Here is an 18,251-nt window from a genome sequence, read left to right as displayed (position 1 = left end):
TCAATCGAATCAAGGGTTTTACGCGAAAAACCGGGGGACGGACGGGGCTTTTCAGGAGAAATACCGCTCCACCATGCCGGGAAACTTGCAACGCAGGCAGTTGTTTTCATTTTTGGTGCAGTAGTCCTGGTAAATCTGCATCAATCCCTGCGTCTGCTGGTCGCTGGTCAACGGTTTGAGCATGCGCTCTTCGTTGCCCATGATGTAGTGCTTCATGAACCGGATCCACTTGTTGTCCGCGGGCCGGTTTTTGACCTGGAACAGGGAACTGAGAGCCTGCTCCAGTGGAACCGATTTGCTCGCCCGGGCGTAGATCAGGCCGATGGGAATGGCGATGTTCACCACCACCTCCCGCGATCGGTCGGGGCCCACAAGCTGTTGATTTTGCTTGAGGGGCTTGCCTCCCGGCGTGTAGTGCCGCGACCAGTAGTCCGCGGCTTCCACACAGAAAAACTGCGTCAGCCTGTTACGGGTCGGCCTAGTATACCCTGTCTCGCCGGAATTGGAAACGGCGGATTGCAGCGTGTCGAGAAAATCGGCGAACATGCCGTTTTCCCAGTGCCGAACCAGAAGGTGGCTGAGGGCGGCGATGCGACGGTACGGGAAATTGGCCGGGCGCATTTTGCCGAATTTCCACTCGCGCGGGCTCATCAGCCGGTCCTCCCAGCGGTCCCGCCGGGACGTCCAGTGTTTCGCCATCCTGTCAAAGAAGATGCGCTCGGCGGGCAGAAGGTTTTCGTTTTCGACGATCTCATCGAAATCTATCAGTCCCGACACCCCGAACAGCACCGCCTGGATGATTTCCGTGCGTTCCATCTCGCTGGCGCGGGCGGGGAGGGTCTCGCGCAGTTCCACGATCGGTACATTTTCCGCCAGGAGGCGGAACGGCAGTTTGTTGCTTGGATAGCCCATCGCCTCCGCCACCCCTTCGTAAAACGTCTGCTCGTAACCCCTGGTTATGACCCGGTCGTGAAAGCGGTCCATCTTGGTGTGGATGCGCGCGTCGCCGGCGGCGTTCAGCAGTTTCAGCAGTTTTTCCTCCGGCAGGCGCGACAGCGGCTGGTGGCACAGGCCGTAGTTGAACGAGTGCAGGACGGGATAGGATTCAAAATCCAGCTCCTCGTTCAGTTTCAGGATGCCGCGCTTCAGGTATTTTTTCAGTTCGAGTTCGTGGATGTGCGGACGCGACAGCTTCGGTTCCGGTGTTGTTGATTCTTCTTTGGTGCTGAGCTTGCGTCGGCCCCGGCCCTTCCACATGAAAACGTGCAGGATGACGTTGTCGTATTCGTTGTTGCCGCTGTGGCCGTGCGCCGCCCAGTCGGAGCCGAACACGTGCAGTTCCACGTCGCCTTCCAAAAGTTCGCCGCCAATGCGGACGGCGGCGCTTTTGAAATCCGGACCGCTTCCGAAATTCCAGTAGCCGGGAAAGACGACTTCGAGGGATTGTCCGTCGGTGGTTTTCAGGTGGGGAGTTTTGAACAACTGGTCGTTCCACACGCAGCGGATCACCTTCTCCGGCACCGGCGGTTCTTCCGCCTCGTTCACCTCCATCCGCGAATGGAGCCGGTAGAATTTCAGGTAGGCATCGGAAAAAGAATCATGCGTGCTGTTTACTGGACTTCCCATGTCGTGCCCGTTTTGGTGTCTTTCAGGACCACGCCCATTTTCAGCAATTCATCGCGGCACCGGTCGGCGGTGGCGAAATCCTTCGACGACCTGGCCGCCTGCCGCTCGGCGATCAGCTGTTCGATGCGCGCGACGTCGAGCTCCTGCCCGCCGCCCTTGATGACGCGCGTCTCGGATTTGTACTCCTCCGGCTTTCGGCAGAACAGGCCCAGAAGTTGTCCCGCATGCCGCAGCGTCGCCGCGTCCCGGTGAAACGCGTCCCGGTCGGTGCCGTCTTCACCCAACTGCCTGTTGAGTCGGCGCAACTCTTCCATCAAATCCGCCAGAGCCACCGCGGTGTTGAAATCGTCGTCCATCGCCTCGTCGAACTTCTTCATCAGGGGTTGCGCCCGCAGGGTGTCCTCCGGAATCTGTGCCGCACCGCCGTTCAAGCCGCCGTGTTTGGACTCGGCCTGCGCGAAGAATTCGTAGAAGCGGTCGAGGTTCTTCTCGGCGTCTTTCAGGTACTGGTCGGAGAAATCGATCGGCCCGCGGTAATGGTTGGTCAGCAGGAACAGGCGCAGCACTTCCGGGTGGAACGTTTTTAAAATGTCTCGGATGGTGAAGAAGTTGCCGAGCGACTTCGACATCTTTTCCTTGTTGATGTTGACGAAGCCGTTGTGCACCCAGTAACGCACCGGCGGTTTGCCGGTGAAGCCGCACGACTGGGCGATTTCGTTTTCGTGGTGCGGGAACACGAGGTCCTTGCCGCCGCCATGGATGTCAAACGTGTCGCCCAGCAGTTGGTAGCTCATGGCCGAGCACTCAATGTGCCAGCCGGGACGGCCGGGTCCCCAGGGGCTGTCCCACGCCGGTTCATCGGGTTTGCTTTTTTTCCAAAGCGCAAAATCCATCGGGTCTTTTTTGTGTTCCCCCGGCTCCACGCGCGCTCCCGCCTGCATGTCCTCGACATTGCGTTTGGACAACCTGCCGTATTCGGGGAACGCCTTGACCGAATAATACACGTCGCCTTCGGCGGGGTAGGCCTTGCCCGCCTTCACCAGGCCCTCGATCATTGCGATCATGTCGCCGATGTGTTCGGTGGCCAGGGGCTCGGTGGTCGGACGCTCGACGTTGAGCGCGTCCATGTCCTCGTAGAACGCGTTGATGTACTTGCGCGTCACCTCCTGCCAATCCACCTTCTGCTCGCGGGCGCGGTTGATGATCTTGTCGTCGATGTCGGTGAAGTTGCGGACGTAGGTGACGTCGAAGCCTGTGTGTTTCAGGTAGCGGTAGACGGTGTCGAAGACGATGGCGGCGCGTGCGTGGCCGACGTGGCAGTAGTCGTATACGGTGACGCCGCAGACGTACATGCGCACCTTGCCCGGCGAGAGCGGGACAAACTCCTCCTTGTTGCCGGTCAGGGTGTTGAAAATGCGCAGTGTCATGCGTTCAAAGTACCATCCCGGCAGGGCAAAATCAAACTGCCCGGCACGGCGGTCACTGGGTGGTTTTCTTGTCCGGATTGAGGCGGTGTTCCAGCTCGCGCACGTTGTTTTTCAGCTGCGCGATGATGCGCTTGGCCTTGAACTTGAGCGAGGCCTCGGTCACTTCCTCGGACTTGTCGATGCCCGCGATCTGCTTGCGGATTTTGTCAAGACCGTCTTCAAGGTTCTGGCTCCGGTTTTCGCTGAAGCTTTTGGTGATGGCGTCTTTCAGTCCGCCACCGTCGAAGTGACGCGTGATGGCCGTCAGCATGCGTTTCTGCGAAGAATACTTCTTGCCCTGCTTCCAGTGCTCGATGGCACCGTAAATTTCCGTCTCGATCTTGTCCACGATCTCGTTGTAATCCGTGCCGTCCACCAGGTCGTGGATGTCTGCCGGATCGGACTGCGTCTTGATCTCGAGCTTGAGCGTCTTGTCTTCACCGGTCAGGTTGAGGAAGCGCATGTTCGCTTCCACTTCCTGCGGGAACATGCGCGGATGCCAGAAGCCCATCTTGTAGTCCTGGCTCTTGACCACCGGCAGGACGAAACGGCCGTTTTCATCCGTTTCCGCAACGTAGCCGTTGGGGGCGACGAACAGGGTGCCCACCATGTCCTTGTGCATGTTGCAGCGCAAAACCACCGGGCCCGGGGTGTCGAACGTGATCTGCTTCTGCACGCCGCCGGACATCGCCCCCAGGTTGAACTGGTTGCCGCTGGATTTGGAATAGATGTTGTGCACCTCGAAATCCTCGTTCATGAAGGTCACCGTGGAACCGACCATCACCACCGAATGACCCGGCAGGAACTGTTTGGACTTCTGTGTGATGGTGATGTTCTGCGTGGCCTGCTCCGGCACCTTCAGCTTGTTGGTGGTCTCCAGGTACACCACGCCGCGCTTGCCCGCCGGTTCGCCGTTGACGAGCACCTGCCCGTCGAGGTGGGTGACGGTCTTCACCATGTTGGAGCCGGAGCCCTCCATGCTGTGGTCGGAGCCTTCGGATTTTTTGGCTTCCTGCGGCTCGTGCCTGGCGTGCTCCTCGCCTTTCTCGTGTTCATGGTCTCCGTGCTTGTCGTGATCGTGGGCCTTGTCCTCACCCGTTTCTTTCAACTTCGCTTCCTTCATGCTGGTTTTGTTTTTCAGGCCCATGGCGGTGAGGAACTGGACGACGAAGGGTTTTTCGAACTGCTTGTCCAGCTCGATGGCGCGGATGAAATGCGGCGCGGCGTCTTCAAACTTTTTTTGCAGGCTGCGAACGACAGCGAGATTGAAATGCGCCTGCGCGAAGTCCTCCTTGAGCTCCAGCGATTTCATGTAGCTCTCTTCCTCGTTGACGTAATCCTTTTTCAGGCCGTACGCCTTGCCCAGGTAGTTCCATGCGAGGTGGTTGTCGGGATCGAGCGCCACGGTTTCCTTGAACAGTTCCAGCGCGCCGTCGGCGTTTTTGCCGAACAACCGGGCCATGCCCCAGTTGAGGGTGATCTCGGCGTCATTCGGGGCCAGTTCGTGGGCGCGTTTGAACTTGCGGTCGGCGCCCGCGTATTTTTCCGCCATGCGCATCGACGTACCCCACAGGGAATACACTTCCGGCGCGTTGGGGCTGATCTTCGAGGCTTTTTCGAACTCGAGGTCGGCGTGGTTGAACATGCCTTTTTCCGAGTACTCGATGCCCTTGGCGATGTGCTCCAGGGTCTGACGTGGCAGGTCCTTGCCTGTGGGGGTTTTCGGCCGCGCCTCGCGCAGTTCCTTATCCAGGTCGATACCGGTGGCCGGATCGATGCCGGGTTCCACCTCCGCTTCTGCGACCAGGTTGTCCTCCAGCGTGGGTTCCTGCTTCGGCACCGCCTGCTCGACTTCTTCCGGAGCCGGGGCAAGGGTGGATATGGTTTCAACGGGAGCGGGCGGCTCGGGTTCCGTGGTGCTGGCGGGGATGGCCTGGAACTGGTTGTAAGGTTCGAGATTGGCCTCGGGGGTGGACAACTCCGTGAACGTCCAGACGACGAGGCCCGCCGCGACCACACCCAGCACCGGACCGGTCCACGATTTTTTACGCGATTGTTTTGAAGAAGAACCCATGAAATGCACCCACCTTGCAGGAATGTAACAATAATAGAGAAGGGCCGTCGCCCGGCGGGGACCCGATCCCGCCTCCCGGATTTTGCGACTCCGGGGTGTTTTATTCAGAATTCGTCACGTGCCGCTAAAGTTCCGAACGCAATCTCGGGACAGGAAGCTTGAACACATCCTTGTTGGGATAATCGTCCATCGTCACGGGCTTGGAGGTTTTGGGAGTGCCTCCCACCACCTTGGACGCGAAAGAGGAAAATTTGTACCTCACGTTACCGGAGCCGCACAGGTCGCACACCGTTTCCTCCTTGTTTGCGGAGGTGGATTGCAACAGGGTGAATTCCTGTTCACAGGTTTCGCAGAAGTACTCGTAAAGAGGCATAATTCGTTGAAACTTGGACTCGAAAACAATGGTTGCAAAGTGATGAATATTAGGATTTAATCATAGCGGCAAATGGCCTGTCAATCGGATTTTCCAGCCTGTTGGCGTCCGTCCAAGCCTGATCCCGGGCCATCGGCACCCCGATCCGCGCAATCCCGAATCCCACGTTTGGTTGAATGAAAAAGCTGACCGCCAAGTCTCTGGTTAAAACGTCCCTGCAACAAAGTCTGAAGGGGAAGTCCGGCTACCTGACCGACCGCGAGATCGAGCTGGCGTACCACCAGGGCATCATCCACACGCCGCGCACGCTGTACGACAGCCAGATCCAGCCTGTCAGTCTGGACCTGCGCCTGGGGCAGAAGGCGTACCGCATCCAGAGCAGTTTTCTGCCGGAAAACGAAACCGTCGAGAAAAAGCTCAAGGACCTGAAGTTGTACGAGGTCGACCTGCGCGACGGCGGAATCCTGGAAAAGGGTGCGATCTACCTGATTCCCCTGCTGGAGGAACTGGACCTGCCCACCAGCCTGTTCGGGTGCACCAACCCGAAAAGCTCGACGGGACGGCTCGACATGTTCACCCGGGTGATCATCGACCGCGGTCACCGCTTCGACGAGATCGCGCCGGGCTACAAGGGCAAGCTGTACCTGGAGGTGCTGTCGCGGTCGTTTCCGGTGCGCGTGCAGGAGGGCATCTCCCTCAACCAGTTGCGCCTCAAGCAGGGCAACGCTGAGATCACCGACCGCCAGCTGCAGACGCTGTATAAGAAGAAACCGATTCTCTATCACAAAAACGGCGGGGCGGTGGACTGGGACAAGGTGAAGGCCGACGACGGCCTGTTCATCAGCGTCGATCTGCAGGGCACGAACCGCAAGAACTCCATCGTCGCTTACAAGGCCAAAGCCAACAGCCAGGTGGTCGATCTCAGCAAGACCAATCACTATCATGCGGATGATTTTTGGGAGCCGGTGTATTACTCTAAAAAGCACCGGCTCATTCTGGAGCCGGAGAGCTTTTACATCATGATGTCGAAGGAGAAGATCTGCATCTGGCCGGACCTCGTGTCCGAGATGGTGGCGTACGAGCCCAACAGCGGCGAGTTGCGTACGCATTACGCGGGCTTCTTCGATCCCGGTTTCGGTTGGCATCCGGGCAAGGGCGCGAAAAGCCAGGGCACCCGCGCCGTCATGGAAGTGCGGCCGCACGACGTGCCGTTCATGATCGAAGACGGCCAGACCTTCTGCCGGATGAAGTTCGAGAGAATCATCTCCGAACCCACGCGCCTGTACGGCAAGCAGTTGCAGTCGCACTACCACACGCAGGAACTTTCGTTGAGCAAGTATTTCAAGAACTGACCGGAACCGGACAACGTGGAACGCGAAAAAATCAAAGCCATCATAGAGAACCTGCTCCTGGCCTCCGACGCGCCTTTGTCGCCGGAGACCCTTCAGCAGGTGCTGGCCGACGGCACCACCGCTGACGCCGTCCGCGATATCCTGGAAGAGTTGCGCGCCGACTACGAGGACCGCAGTCTGCAGATCGTCGAGGTGGCGGAAGGGTACCAGATCGGAACGCGGCCGGATTACTTCGAGTGGATCCGCCGCATGCTGAAGCTCGACAAAACGTTCCGCCTGTCTCAACCGGCGCTCGACACGCTGTCGATCATCGCCTACAAGCAACCGCTCACCCGCGCCGAGGTGGAGGAGATCCGCGGCGTCGATTCCAGCGGCGTCGTCAAAACCCTGCTGGAGAAAAAGATCATCGCCCCCGGCGGACGCAAGGACGTGCCGGGCAAGCCGATCATGTACAAGACCACGAAAAAATTTCTCGAATACTTCGGCCTGCGCGACCTGAGCGAACTGCCGACGCTGGAAGATTTCAGCGAAGAGATCGAAGGCGAGGACACGCCGCAGCAGGGTGAGTTGTCCTTCGGTTCCGGCGGTGGAGAAAATGGCTCTGCTACCCCGGAAAACACGGAGGCCGTTGATACGGAATCCGCGGCGACGGCTGACAATGTGTCGGCTGATCCGGCAGAACCGCCGGTCGACAACGACCCCCAGGCCTGAGCGCAACCCTCTATAAGGATGCCCCGTCATGGCCATGCGTTTGCAGAAAATCATTGCCCAGTCCGGTGTGGCCTCACGCCGCGAGGCGGAGCGCTACATCGAAGAAGGTAAAGTCTCCGTCAACGGCATGGTCGTCACCAAGCAGGGCACGCTGGTCGATCCGGGCGCCGACCTCATTCACGTCAACGGCCGCCTCATTCCCCCACCGAAAGAAAAAACCTACATCCTGGTCAACAAGCCACGCGGCTGCGTCACCACCACGAAAGACGAAAAGGACCGCCCTACGGTCATGGACCTGCTCAAGAAAATCCGTGTGCGCGTGTTTCCCGTCGGCCGCCTCGACTACAACACCGAAGGCGTTCTGCTGGTCACCAACGACGGCGAAATGGCCGACCAGCTGCTCGATCCGAAAAATAAAATTCCGCGCACGTACCACGTGAAAGTCAGTGGCATTCCCACTGAAAAAACGCTGCGTAAACTGGAAAAAGGGGTGAGGCTGGACGGTCGTCCCACCCTTCCCCTGAAGGCAAGCCTGCACCGGACCACGGGCAAAAACAGCTTTCTTGAATTACAATTGATCGAGGGCAAGAAGCACCACATCCGCCGCATCTGCGAGCTGGTGGGGCACGCGGTCATCAAGATCACGCGCATTCAGTTCGGGCCGTTGACCCACGACCAGCTACCACCCGGCACGTTCCGCCCGTTGACCATCGCCGAGGTGAAGGCGCTTCGCCGGCTGGTGGCGAATAAGAAATCCGAACCCAAACCGGAGGCGCCGGCACGGCCCGCCTCGCGGACGAAGGCCCCCCGGACGAAATCCGCCAGGGGCGCAAACCGGAGATCCGGTCCGCCAGCGGTGAAATCGACGAAACGCACGAAAACCGCCTCCACCGGGAGGCGAAAGGGAAAGACATCGTGAACCCGTTTGGCGCATTCAAACACGCATGGTTTTGGATATTGATGTCGTGTGTTTTTGCCTGGGCTGGCTCCCCGGTCCACGCGCAGGACGTGGTGGACATTCCATCGATGGGTTACGAGGCGTTCGGCGATTCGGCGGTTCATAACGAGAATTACGTGGCCGGACGCGACCGTGCGGTGAGGGAAGCTTTCCGCAATTCGCTCGATGAGGCCTTGCGGGACATGCTCGGCGCGACGGTGTACAACCAGAATAAGAGCGCCCTCAAAAGCATGTACTCCAACCCGGAATCGTACATTCAAAGTTACCGCTACCTGGAGGCCACCGACGATCTCATCGAGAAAGTCAGCCGCGTGAAGCTGGAGGTGATGTTTTTCAAGGAAGCGCTCAACAAGGAACTGAACACCCGCGGCGTGCTGGCGGCGCTGGTGAAACCGCGTACGGTGCTGGTCCTGCTTAAAGAAAAGAGCCTCACCGCCGATACGGTTTACAGCTTCTGGGAGGCGGTGCCCATCGCCGAGGTGTCCATGTACAAACACCTTGTGGCGAAGGACATCCTCATCGTCAAGCGCGGGGACGTGCGTGACAAGATTCCGGAAACCCTGGTGCTTCGGGCGGTGAACGGCGACCTGCAGGCGTCGGTGGAGGTGGGACTGAAAGCCGCCGCCGACGTGGTGGTGCTGGGAACGGCCCGGTCCACCGTGGTGAACGAAGACGCGGGCACCGGCACCAAAACCATTCAGGCGAACCTCAACGTGCGCGCCGTCTCGGCGACGCAGGGTGTGCTGATCGCCGCCAAAAGCGAGATCGCCACCGTCAAGGTGGAAAAGGATTTCGACGGTGAGCTGAAAGCGTTCGAAAAAGTCAGTGAAAACATGGTGCGTTTTCTGGCGGACGCGCTGGGCCGGTACTGGGGGCCGGATAAGAAGAAGGTGGTCCAGCAACAGGAAGACGACGATTTGCCTCCCGGCGATGAGTTGGGTGGAGATGACGAGCCGCCTCCTGTAGAACCGCCGCCGACCCAACAGATTCCTTCCAACCTGCCGCCCATGATGGGCGACCTGTGATCGCATGGATGAAAAGGACAAGAAACTCCTCATAACCCTGCTGGTGAGCACCGTTGTCGCGCTGGTGTTCCTCTACTTCGTGCGGCGCGTGGTGACGCCGTTCTTTCTCGCCTTCGCCATCGCCTACCTGCTGGACCCGCTGGTGGACCGGCTGGAAACCTGGAAACTCCAGCGCACACCCGCGGTGGTGGTGTTGATCGTTTCATTTTTCATCGTCGTGCTGGTGGCGGGCATCGTGCTCATTCCCATCCTGCAGGTGCAGATCCAGAGCCTCGCCGAAAACCTGCCGGATTACCTGACCGTCATCAAGGGCTGGATTCAACCGTACCTGCAGGACCTGGCGGGCATCGACCGCGAACGCATCGGCGAAGTCCTGCACGACAGCATGCAGAAACTCGGCCGCGTGCCGCTGGAGCTGCTGGGCACCGCGGGCGGCTGGGTGTGGGGATCGATCACCGGTTTCGTCAACACGCTCCTGTTCGTGGTCAACCTCGTCATCATTCCCATCGCCATGTTTTACCTGCTTCGCGACTTCGACGTCATCGTCGAGAAACTCGGCAAGCTCATCCCGCCGCGCTTTTACAAGCAGACGACACAGGTGGTGAAGGAGATCGACGATGTGCTGTCGCAGTTCGTGCGCGGGCAGCTGATGGTGGCGACGTTCATGGCCATCCTTTACAGCGTCGGTCTCTATTTCTGCGGAACTCCGTTGAGTCTTCTGATCGGCATCATGGCGGGATACGCCAACCTCGTTCCCTATCTCGGCATCGTGGTGGGATTCATCCCGGCGGTCCTGCTGACGTTTCTGCAGACGCAGGACTGGGTACCGCTGATCGGGGTGGTTGCGGTGTTCGGTGTGGTGCAGGCGATCGAGGGATTCCTCATCACGCCCTACATTGTGGGCGACAAGGTCGGCCTGCACCCGGTGGCCATCATGGTGGCGGTGCTGATCGGCGCGGAGCTGTTCGGCCTGTTGGGGATCCTGCTGGCGGTGCCGGTGGCCGCGATCCTGAACGTCCTCGTCCGGCGCGGTGTCAAAATGTACCGCGAATCGGCCGCGTTCACCTGACCGTCTTCACACGTATTCGTAACGCATGGTGCGGCGCTGGGGTGTGTAGCCGCTGTCGGTGATGAGGCGGCGGATGGCTTCTTCGTCGAGGTGGTACACCGTGCCTGCCGCGGAGACGACGTTTTCTTCGAACATGGTGCTCCCCATGTCGTTGGCGCCGAAGTAGAGCGCCATCTGTCCCACCTTCGGCCCCTGCGTCACCCACGACGACTGGATGTTGGGAATGTTGTCGAGGTAGATGCGCGAGATGGCGAGGGTCTTGAGGTATTCCCAGCCGCTGGTTTTCTTCGCGCCGATTTCTTTCCGCAGGTCCGTGTTGCCCGCCTGGAACGGCCACGGGATGAACGCGGTGAAGCCGCCGGTTTTGTCCTGCTGTTCACGAAGACGGTCGAGGTGCTCGATGCGCTCCGCGAGGGTCTCGACGTGACCGAACATCATCGTCGCCGTGGTGGGCATGCCGAGGCGGTGTGCGATGTCCATCACCTCCAGCCACTGGTCCGTATTGCATTTTTTCGGACTGATGACGCGCCGCACGCGATCCACCAGGATCTCCGCCCCGCCGCCGGGAATGGAATCCAGTCCCGCCTTCTGCAACCGCTCGATCGTTTCCTTCAGGGAGATTTTCGAAATCTTGCTGGTGTGCACGATCTCCGGCGGCGACAGCGCGTGGATGTGGATGTCGAAGCGCTCCTTGATGCGTGACAGCAGGTCCTCGAAGTATTCGATCTTCAAATCCTTGTGGTGCCCGCCCTGCATCAGGATCTGACGCCCGCCGTGCTGCAGGATTTCGTCGATCTTCTGCGCGATGATCTCGAACGGCAGGACGTAGGCATCTTCTGCGTCTTCCTTGCGGTAGAACGCGCAGAAGGAGCAGTCGGTGACGCACACGTTGGTGTAGTTGATGTTGCGGTCGATGATGTAGGTGACGGCGTTGTCGGCGTTCTTGCGGCGCTGGCGCGCTAGGCGCGTGGCGACGTTGCCCAGCAGGGTCAGGTCGTTGGCCTCGAACAGGGCGACGCCTTCGTCCCGCGACAGGCGGTGGCCGTCCAGCGCTTTCTGCAGGATCGCTTCGGCCTGGGAATCGGATGCGGTGGTGTTTGCGTTCACAGTATACGGGGTGTTATTTGAGCGAGATGGCGTGCAGGCCGTCGATGCCGAGGTCGTCCATGCGCTCTTCTTCGGTGACGAGGAAGATGTGGTAGCCGAACTTGCTCTGCACCGGCCCGCCCAGCTTGCCGACGGGCGTGGCCATGGCGGCGTCTTCCAGCTCCTTGGCGTTGGAGTTGTACTCGAGAAATCCCAGATCGCCGCCCTTGTCGCGGGTGCCGCAGGCGCTGTACTTCTTCGCCATCTTGGCGAACATCTTGTACAACAGTTTGGGGTCGTCGATGTCCTTCATTCCGTCGAGCAGGGTGTTGGCCAGGTCTTCCGTGCTCAACAGAATGTGGCTGACACGTATGGATCGCATGAATTTCGTTCCTTCACAAACGCCGCCGGGGTGCAATGCCGACGACAGTGGGAGATTAACCGAAATTGTACCCCTTTTGGCGGAATTCACAAGAAAGAATGGGGCGGCCGGGCCGGGGCGGATTCTGGAGGGTCGAAATGAGGCCGCCGTTTCCGGGCTTCCTTCGGAATAGCCGTTGCGGGCGGTGAGGGGACCCCCTATAATCCGAGGCGGATCAACTGCCTGAGGGCCGGTTTTTATGGAATACGGATTTCTTTTGGCCGGGGGGTTTCTCCTCGGTTGCCTGCATGCGCTGGACGCCGACCACGTCGCCACCGTGTCGTCGCTTCTCCTCGACCGCCGCTCGCTGAAACAGACGGTGTTCCTCGCGCTCCGCTGGGCCCTGGGCCACAGCCTGACGCTGCTCATGCTGGCCGGACTCATCACCCCGCTCCGCGAAGTGTTCGCCGAGGTGAACCTGGGCGTGATGGAACGGGTCGTCGGCCTGTCGATGATTTACCTCGCCGTGTGGCTGGCCCTGCGTGAGGTGCGGCGCAAAGGGGATGCGCATGTGAAAGCGGGCGGCACGCCGATGCGTTCCGGCTGGGTGCTGTTCGGCATGGGGGTGTTGCACGGCACGGCGGGCTGGGCCGGGGTGCTGTTGCTGGTACCGGTGGCGTTGTTCCAGTTCCCGGCGGGAGTGATCGGTTACATCGCGCTGTTCTGCCTGGGGATGGTTGTGACGATGGCCGTGTACGCCGCGATGGTGAACCGCGTCACCGCATTCGAGCACGTCGCCCGACACCTGGGGAAAATCCGTTACGCCACCGCCGCCGTCACCCTCGCCATCGGCACCCGCCTGATGTTGGCAATTTGATCACGCGTTTTCTCTAAAAAAATCTTCCATCGCCTCGATCAACCCCGCGACGGTGTAGTCGCTGGCGGTGAGGTGGACGGGCAGGCCGAGGTCGGTGGCGGTCTTCGCCGTGATGGGGCCGATACAGGCGACGGTGACGCCCTTCAGATGATCCTTTACTTTGTCGCCGACCAGGTCCATGAAGTGCTTCACCGTGGACGAGGCGGTGAAGGTGAGCACGTGGACCGATCCCTCCTGCAAACGCGCAATGAGATCGGCGGCATCCGTGTCCGGCAGCACCGTGCGGTACGCCGGGCACACATCGACTTCAATGCCCATCCCTCGCAACGTGTCCGGCAACGTCTCCCGCGCCACGGCGGCGCGCGGCAATAACAATCGCTTGCCCTTCAAGTCCGCTTTCCCCAGCGTTTCGATCAACGACTCGGCGACGAATTTTTCCGGCACCGCCTCGACGGGGATGCCGAGGTCCGTCACCGCCTGTTCGGTTTTCGGCCCGATGGCGAACAGCCTGAGTCCTTTGAGGTCGCGGATGTCGCGTCCGGTCTCCTTCAACCTCTGCATGAAACAACGCACGCCGTTGGTGCTGGTGAAGATGAGTCCGTCGTAACTTTCCAGTTCGCCCAGCGCGCGGTCGAGCGGCTCCCAGCTTTCCGGCTCGACGGTTTCGATCACCGGAAACAGGTACGGCTCGGCGCCGCGTTCGAGCAACGCCTGCGTAAAATCGTCGGCCTGTTCCTCGGCGCGGGTGATGACCACCGTCTTGCCGAACAGCGGCAGCGTCTCGAACCAGTCCATGTGCGGTTTCAGGTTCACCACCTCGCCGACGATGGTCAGCGCCGGCGGTTTGATTTCTTCTTTCTGCGCGATGGCGACGATGGTGTCGAGCGTGCCCGTCCAGGTTTTTTGCCGGGGCGTGGTGCCCCACTGGATGACGGCGATCGGCGTCTTCGGGTCTTTGCCGTACTTCATGAGGTTTTCGCTGATGCGTTGCAGTTTGCGCGCGCCCATCAGGAACACCAGCGTGCCCGCGCGGCTGGCGATCTTTTCCCAGTCGATGTGCAGGTCTTCCTTGCCTTTTTCGTTGGAACCGGTGACGACGGAGATGGTGGAGGAGAAATCGCGGTGCGTGAGCGGGATGCCGGCGTAGGCGGAGACGCCGGTGGAGGCCGTCACCCCCGGCACCACTTCGAACGGCACGCCCGCTTTCTGCAGAGCGACGCATTCCTCGCCGCCGCGCCCGAAGACAAACGGATCGCCTCCCTTGAGCCGGACGACGACGTTGCCGGCCTTCGCTTTCGCGACCAGCATGGCGTTCATCTCGTCCTGGGAGAACGTTACTTGCCCTTCCTTCTTTCCGGCGTAGATGACTTCAGCGTGTTTCGGCGCGAACGCCAGCAGGCGCTGGTTGGCGAGGTAGTCGTAGATGACGACATCGGCGCGCTCCAGCCACGCCTTGCCTTTCAGCGTGAACAGGCCGACATCGCCCGGCCCCGCGCCGACGAGGATCACTTTCCCCTGCCTGCCTGCCGCACTCATTGCGGTTTGCTCTCCATCAAATTGGCCAGCGTGGCGAACTCTTCCAGCGACAGCGTCTCGCCGCGGCGGGCGGGATCGATCCCGGCATCCTCAATGCCCTGCCAGGTGAAATCGAAATGCTTCGCCAGGCTTTTGAGATTGTTCTTGAGCATCTTGCGTTTGTGGAAGAACGCCGCGTGCACGACGTGGAAAAACGTTTTGAGGTTGTCCACCTCCACCGGCGGCGCGGAGCGGGGAACGAGGCGGATCACCGACGAGTCCACTTTCGGCGGTGGATCGAAATTCTTTTTACCGACTTCCATGATGCGCTCGACCTCGCAGTGAAACTGCGTGAACACGGTGAGCGATCCGTAATCGCGGCTTCCCGGTTGCGCCACCAGCCGGTCCACCACCTCGCGCTGCAGCATGAGCGTCATGTTGGCGATGTGGCTCCCGTATTGAATGAGCCGTTTGAGGATCGGCATCGCCGCGTAGTAGGGCAGGTTCGACACCACCTGGAACCGCGGCCCCGCCTGGCTGTAATCGTACACCAGCGCGTCCTGCTGGTGCAGGTCGAATTTCGGGTTCGACTTGAAGCGTTTGTTGAGCAGGTGGCAGAGTTTGGGGTCGATCTCCAGCGCGATCAGCCTGCCGCACCGTTCGAGCAGCAGACCGGTGAGGATGCCGGGACCGGGACCGATCTCGATCACCGTGCCGCCGTCCTCGATCTGCGCGTGCGCAACGATCTCCTCCGCGATGGCGGGATCGGTGAGGAAGTTCTGTCCGAGTGTGCGTTTTTTTCTCATGAGGCGGCGTGCGCGGTGGGGGACAACCGGGCGGCCATGCGCAGGGCTTCCACCAGGCTGTCGGCCGAGGCGATGCCCTTGCCCGCGATGTCGTACGCCGTGCCGTGATCGACCGAGGTGCGCAGGATGGGCAGGCCCAGCGTGATGTTCACGGCGGAACCCATCGACGCCATCTTGATCGGGATCATGCCCTGGTCGTGGTACATCGTCACCACCGCGTCGCACGGCGTTTTGTGGATGCGCCCGAACAACGCATCGGCGGAGTGGGGTCCGGTTACGTCCATCCCCTCGGCGCGCACCGTGTCGAGCGCGGGCACGATGGCTTTGGATTCCTCGTCGCCGAACACGCCGCCGTCGCCGCAGTGCGGGTTGAGTCCGGTCACCGCGATGCGCGGACGGTCGATGCCCACCTGGCGCAACCACTGGTGGGTGACGCGCAGGATGGTTTCGACACGTTCTTTCGTGATGAGCGCCTTCACCTGCTCCAGAGGCACGTGCGTGGTGGCGAGCACCACGCGCAGGTCGCCGCCGGCGAGCATCAGCCCGACGTGTTCGGTGCCGGTGAAGTCGGCCAGCATTTCCGTGTGGCCGGGGTAGGGATGCCCGGCGAGATGAATGGCTTCTTTATTGATCGGTGCGGTGGTGAGAGCGTGGACTTCATGCGCCAGTGCGAGATCGACGGCCTTGCGGATGGCCTCCACCGCGGCCCGGCCGCTCGCCGCCGACGGTTGCGCCATCGGCAGGTCGTCCGGCACGTGCGCGCAGTCGAGCACATCGAGCTGGTTTGCTTCAAATTGCGCGTCTTTCGGGCTGGCGACTTTATGAACGTTGACCGCCGGGTTGTATTGCTGCAGATGACGTTCGACGCACGCCGCGTCGCCGATCACGAGCGGACGGCAGAAATTGAGCACGCGCCCCGGCAGGGCCCTGGCGATGATTTCGGGACCGATCCCGGCGGGGTCGCCCAGCGTGACGGCAATGAGGGGGCGTGTTTCCAAGTCAATGAATCCTTCCAGGACGGTGTGCTTTAAATAAGAGGAGTGGGAACAAAGCAAGAGCGGCCCGGGGGCCCGGGCCGCCGCTTCGTGTGTTACTTGATCTTCTTGATCGACGCTTTCTTCCCGTTCGGCAGACGGGGTCCGCCTTCCAGGATTTCGCGGCTCACTGCGCCTTCGTACTCCTTGAAGTTTTCAATGAACTGCGCCGCCAGTTCGCGCGCCTTTTCATCGTACGCCTTCGGGTTCTTCCACGTATTGCGCGGATTCAGCACATCCGCCGGCACATCCGGGCAGGACGTGGGCACGTGGATGCCGAAGATCGGGTCCGGCCGCGTTTCGACGTTACTCAGTTTGCCGTCGAGGATGGCGTTGATCATCGCGCGCGTGTGGGCGATGGACATGCGTTCGCCGACCCCGTAGGGTCCGCCGGTCCAGCCGGTGTTCACAAGCCAGCAGTCCACATGGTGGTCGGCGATGCGCTGGCCGAGCAGGTTGGCGTACACCGACGGGTGCAGGACCATGAACGGCGCGCCGAAACAGGTACTGAACACGGCGGTGGGCTCGCGGCTCATGCCGCGCTCGGTGCCCGCGACCTTCGCCGTGTAACCGGAGATGAAGTGGTACATCGCCTGCTCCGGCGTGAGTTTGGCGACGGGGGGCATGATGCCGTAGGCGTCGCAGGTCAGCATGATGACGTTTTTCGGATGGCCGCCGCGCCGGTCTTCGACAGTGTGTTCGATATGCGTCAGCGGGTACGCCGCGCGGGTGTTCTCCGTCAGGCTGGCGTCGTCGAGGTCCAGCCGCCGCGTGGTCGGGTCCATCACCACGTTTTCGAGGATGGTGCCGAAACGCCGCGTGCAGGCGTAGATGTCCGGCTCCGCTTGCGGGTTCAGGCGGATGGCCTTGGCGTAACAGCCGCCCTCGAAGTTGAACACGCCTTCCTGGCTCCAGCCGTGCTCGTCGTCGCCGATCAGCTTGCGGTGCGGATCGGTGGACAGCGTGGTTTTGCCGGTGCCCGACAGGCCGAAGAAGATGGCGGTGTCGTTGTCCTCGCCCATGTTGGCGGAGCAATGCATCGACAGCACCTTGTGGCGGTGCGGAAGCAGGTAGTTCAGCACGGAGAAGATGGACTTCTTGATCTCCCCCGCATAGTGGGTGCCGCCGATCAGGATCAACTGCTTGCTGAAGTCGATGATGATGAACGTTTCCGAGTTGGTGCCGTCGATCTTCGGCACGGCCTTGAAATTGGGCACGCCGATGATGGTGAACGCCGGGCTGTGGTTCTCCAGCTTCAGGCGGTCCTTGATCTGGATGAACATGTTGCGGGCGAACAGGCTCTGCCACGCGTATTCGGTGATGACCCGGATGTGGAGCTGGTAGTTCGGGTCCGAGCCGGCCATGCAGTCCTGCACGTACACGTTTTTGCCCTGCAGGTAGGCGAGGACGCGTTCGTAGAGGGAGTCGAACTTGTCCATGGCAAACGGTTCGTTGACCTTGCCCCACCAGACGTTTTCCTGGCTGGACGGCTCCTGCACGATGAACCGGTCATTGGGCGAACGGCCGGTGTGCTCGCCGGTGGTCACCACCATGGGTCCGAGGTGAGACAGGTGCCCTTCCTGGTTCCGGATGATGTGCTCGTACAGCTCCGGCGTGCTCAGGTTCCAGAAGCTCTGTTTCACGTTGCGGATTCCGTGGTGCTCCAATCCGACTTTATGTTTCAATACTTTCTGCGCCATTATGGTTCACTCCCTTGTTGTAAGTGAGTAAAGGTTGGGTTTGAGGAAATTCACCGTTCGGAAGTGCTGGAACGGACGGATTTCATAGGGAAAATTGGGAATTTTTAAATTCTTCTCATGGTATCATAGAGGCGGATCAAAGAAAAATTTTTGTAAAAAATGATCCAATCGGGCAAATTTTGGTGAATAAACTCCCCTGAAACGCCTCTCTACTCTGT

At 60.4% G+C, this 18,251-nt stretch carries 16 protein-coding genes; 6 read left to right on the top strand and 10 right to left on the bottom strand.

The window, feature by feature from the left end:
- Nucleotides 1-51 precede the first annotated feature (51 nt).
- From ACTRXA_RS04525 to ACTRXA_RS04510, 4 genes are all read right to left on the bottom strand, one after another.
- Entirely contained in the window at nt 52-1,626 is a 1,575-nt protein-coding gene (locus ACTRXA_RS04525; protein WP_442426017.1) for a DUF2851 family protein, read from the bottom strand.
- Nucleotides 1,611-3,053, bottom strand: a complete 1,443-nt coding sequence (cysS, locus tag ACTRXA_RS04520) for a cysteine--tRNA ligase (RefSeq protein ID WP_442426016.1) — start codon at nt 3,051-3,053, stop codon at nt 1,611-1,613. The genes ACTRXA_RS04525 and cysS overlap by 16 nt, the downstream gene beginning before the upstream one ends.
- Nucleotides 3,054-3,105: 52 nt before the next feature.
- Nucleotides 3,106-5,166 carry a hypothetical protein gene (locus tag ACTRXA_RS04515; protein WP_442426015.1) on the bottom strand — a complete coding sequence of 687 codons (2,061 nt, stop codon included), beginning with the start codon at nt 5,164-5,166 and terminating at the stop codon, nt 3,106-3,108.
- A 124-nt stretch (nt 5,167-5,290) separates the two neighbouring features.
- On the bottom strand, nt 5,291-5,539 hold the full coding sequence (locus ACTRXA_RS04510; RefSeq protein ID WP_442426014.1) for an FmdB family zinc ribbon protein: 249 nt from the start codon (nt 5,537-5,539) through the stop codon (nt 5,291-5,293).
- Between the two features lie 176 nt (nt 5,540-5,715).
- Here ACTRXA_RS04510 and ACTRXA_RS04505 point away from each other — a divergent pair, with 176 nt between their 5' ends.
- The 5 genes from ACTRXA_RS04505 to ACTRXA_RS04485 are packed head-to-tail and all read left to right on the top strand — an operon-like array spanning nt 5,716 to nt 10,654.
- Nucleotides 5,716-6,891, top strand: coding sequence for a 2'-deoxycytidine 5'-triphosphate deaminase (locus tag ACTRXA_RS04505; RefSeq protein ID WP_442426013.1), 1,176 nt, complete (start codon nt 5,716-5,718; stop codon nt 6,889-6,891).
- A 15-nt stretch (nt 6,892-6,906) separates the two neighbouring features.
- Complete coding sequence (gene scpB / locus ACTRXA_RS04500) at nt 6,907-7,602, top strand: SMC-Scp complex subunit ScpB (RefSeq protein WP_442426012.1); 696 nt, start codon at nt 6,907-6,909, stop codon at nt 7,600-7,602.
- A gap of 28 nt (nt 7,603-7,630) precedes the next feature.
- On the top strand, nt 7,631-8,521 hold the full coding sequence (locus tag ACTRXA_RS04495; RefSeq protein ID WP_442426011.1) for a pseudouridine synthase: 891 nt from the start codon (nt 7,631-7,633) through the stop codon (nt 8,519-8,521).
- A gap of 41 nt (nt 8,522-8,562) precedes the next feature.
- Nucleotides 8,563-9,585, top strand: coding sequence for a hypothetical protein (locus tag ACTRXA_RS04490; protein ID WP_442426010.1), 1,023 nt, complete (start codon nt 8,563-8,565; stop codon nt 9,583-9,585).
- Between the two features lie 4 nt (nt 9,586-9,589).
- Complete coding sequence (locus ACTRXA_RS04485; protein WP_442426009.1) at nt 9,590-10,654, top strand: AI-2E family transporter; 1,065 nt, start codon at nt 9,590-9,592, stop codon at nt 10,652-10,654.
- Between the two features lie 6 nt (nt 10,655-10,660).
- Here ACTRXA_RS04485 and mqnC read toward each other — a convergent pair whose 3' ends face one another.
- Together mqnC and ACTRXA_RS04475 are read right to left on the bottom strand one after the other, a co-directional pair.
- Entirely contained in the window at nt 10,661-11,761 is a 1,101-nt protein-coding gene (gene mqnC / locus ACTRXA_RS04480; RefSeq protein ID WP_442426008.1) for a cyclic dehypoxanthinyl futalosine synthase, read from the bottom strand.
- A gap of 13 nt (nt 11,762-11,774) precedes the next feature.
- The gene (locus tag ACTRXA_RS04475; protein WP_442426007.1) at nt 11,775-12,122 is read right to left on the bottom strand and encodes a peptidylprolyl isomerase; all 348 of its coding nucleotides are present in this window, start codon (nt 12,120-12,122) and stop codon (nt 11,775-11,777) included.
- 238 nt (nt 12,123-12,360) lie between these two features.
- Between ACTRXA_RS04475 and ACTRXA_RS04470 the strand changes: the two genes are divergently transcribed.
- On the top strand, nt 12,361-12,978 hold the full coding sequence (locus tag ACTRXA_RS04470) for a HoxN/HupN/NixA family nickel/cobalt transporter (RefSeq protein ID WP_442426006.1): 618 nt from the start codon (nt 12,361-12,363) through the stop codon (nt 12,976-12,978).
- On the opposite strand, the gene cobA is transcribed toward ACTRXA_RS04470, so the two are convergent.
- From cobA to ACTRXA_RS04450, 4 genes are all read right to left on the bottom strand, one after another.
- Complete coding sequence (cobA, locus tag ACTRXA_RS04465) at nt 12,979-14,514, bottom strand: uroporphyrinogen-III C-methyltransferase (protein WP_442426005.1); 1,536 nt, start codon at nt 14,512-14,514, stop codon at nt 12,979-12,981.
- Nucleotides 14,511-15,299, bottom strand: coding sequence for a 16S rRNA (adenine(1518)-N(6)/adenine(1519)-N(6))-dimethyltransferase RsmA (gene rsmA, locus ACTRXA_RS04460; RefSeq protein WP_442426004.1), 789 nt, complete (start codon nt 15,297-15,299; stop codon nt 14,511-14,513). Before rsmA ends, cobA begins: the two co-directional genes overlap by 4 nt.
- The gene (gene pdxA / locus ACTRXA_RS04455) at nt 15,296-16,297 is read right to left on the bottom strand and encodes a 4-hydroxythreonine-4-phosphate dehydrogenase PdxA (RefSeq protein WP_442426003.1); all 1,002 of its coding nucleotides are present in this window, start codon (nt 16,295-16,297) and stop codon (nt 15,296-15,298) included. Before pdxA ends, rsmA begins: the two co-directional genes overlap by 4 nt.
- Before the next feature lie 92 nt (nt 16,298-16,389).
- On the bottom strand, nt 16,390-18,033 hold the full coding sequence (locus ACTRXA_RS04450) for a phosphoenolpyruvate carboxykinase (RefSeq protein WP_442426002.1): 1,644 nt from the start codon (nt 18,031-18,033) through the stop codon (nt 16,390-16,392).
- Nucleotides 18,034-18,251: the final 218 nt, after the last annotated feature.

The organism is Nitrospina sp. P1_D6 (assembly GCF_052156615.1).
In the GTDB taxonomy this organism is placed as follows: domain Bacteria; phylum Nitrospinota; class Nitrospinia; order Nitrospinales; family Nitrospinaceae; genus Nitrospina.
The sequence above is the reverse complement of the archived record's forward strand: the minus strand, read 5'-3'. Positions and strand labels throughout refer to the sequence as shown.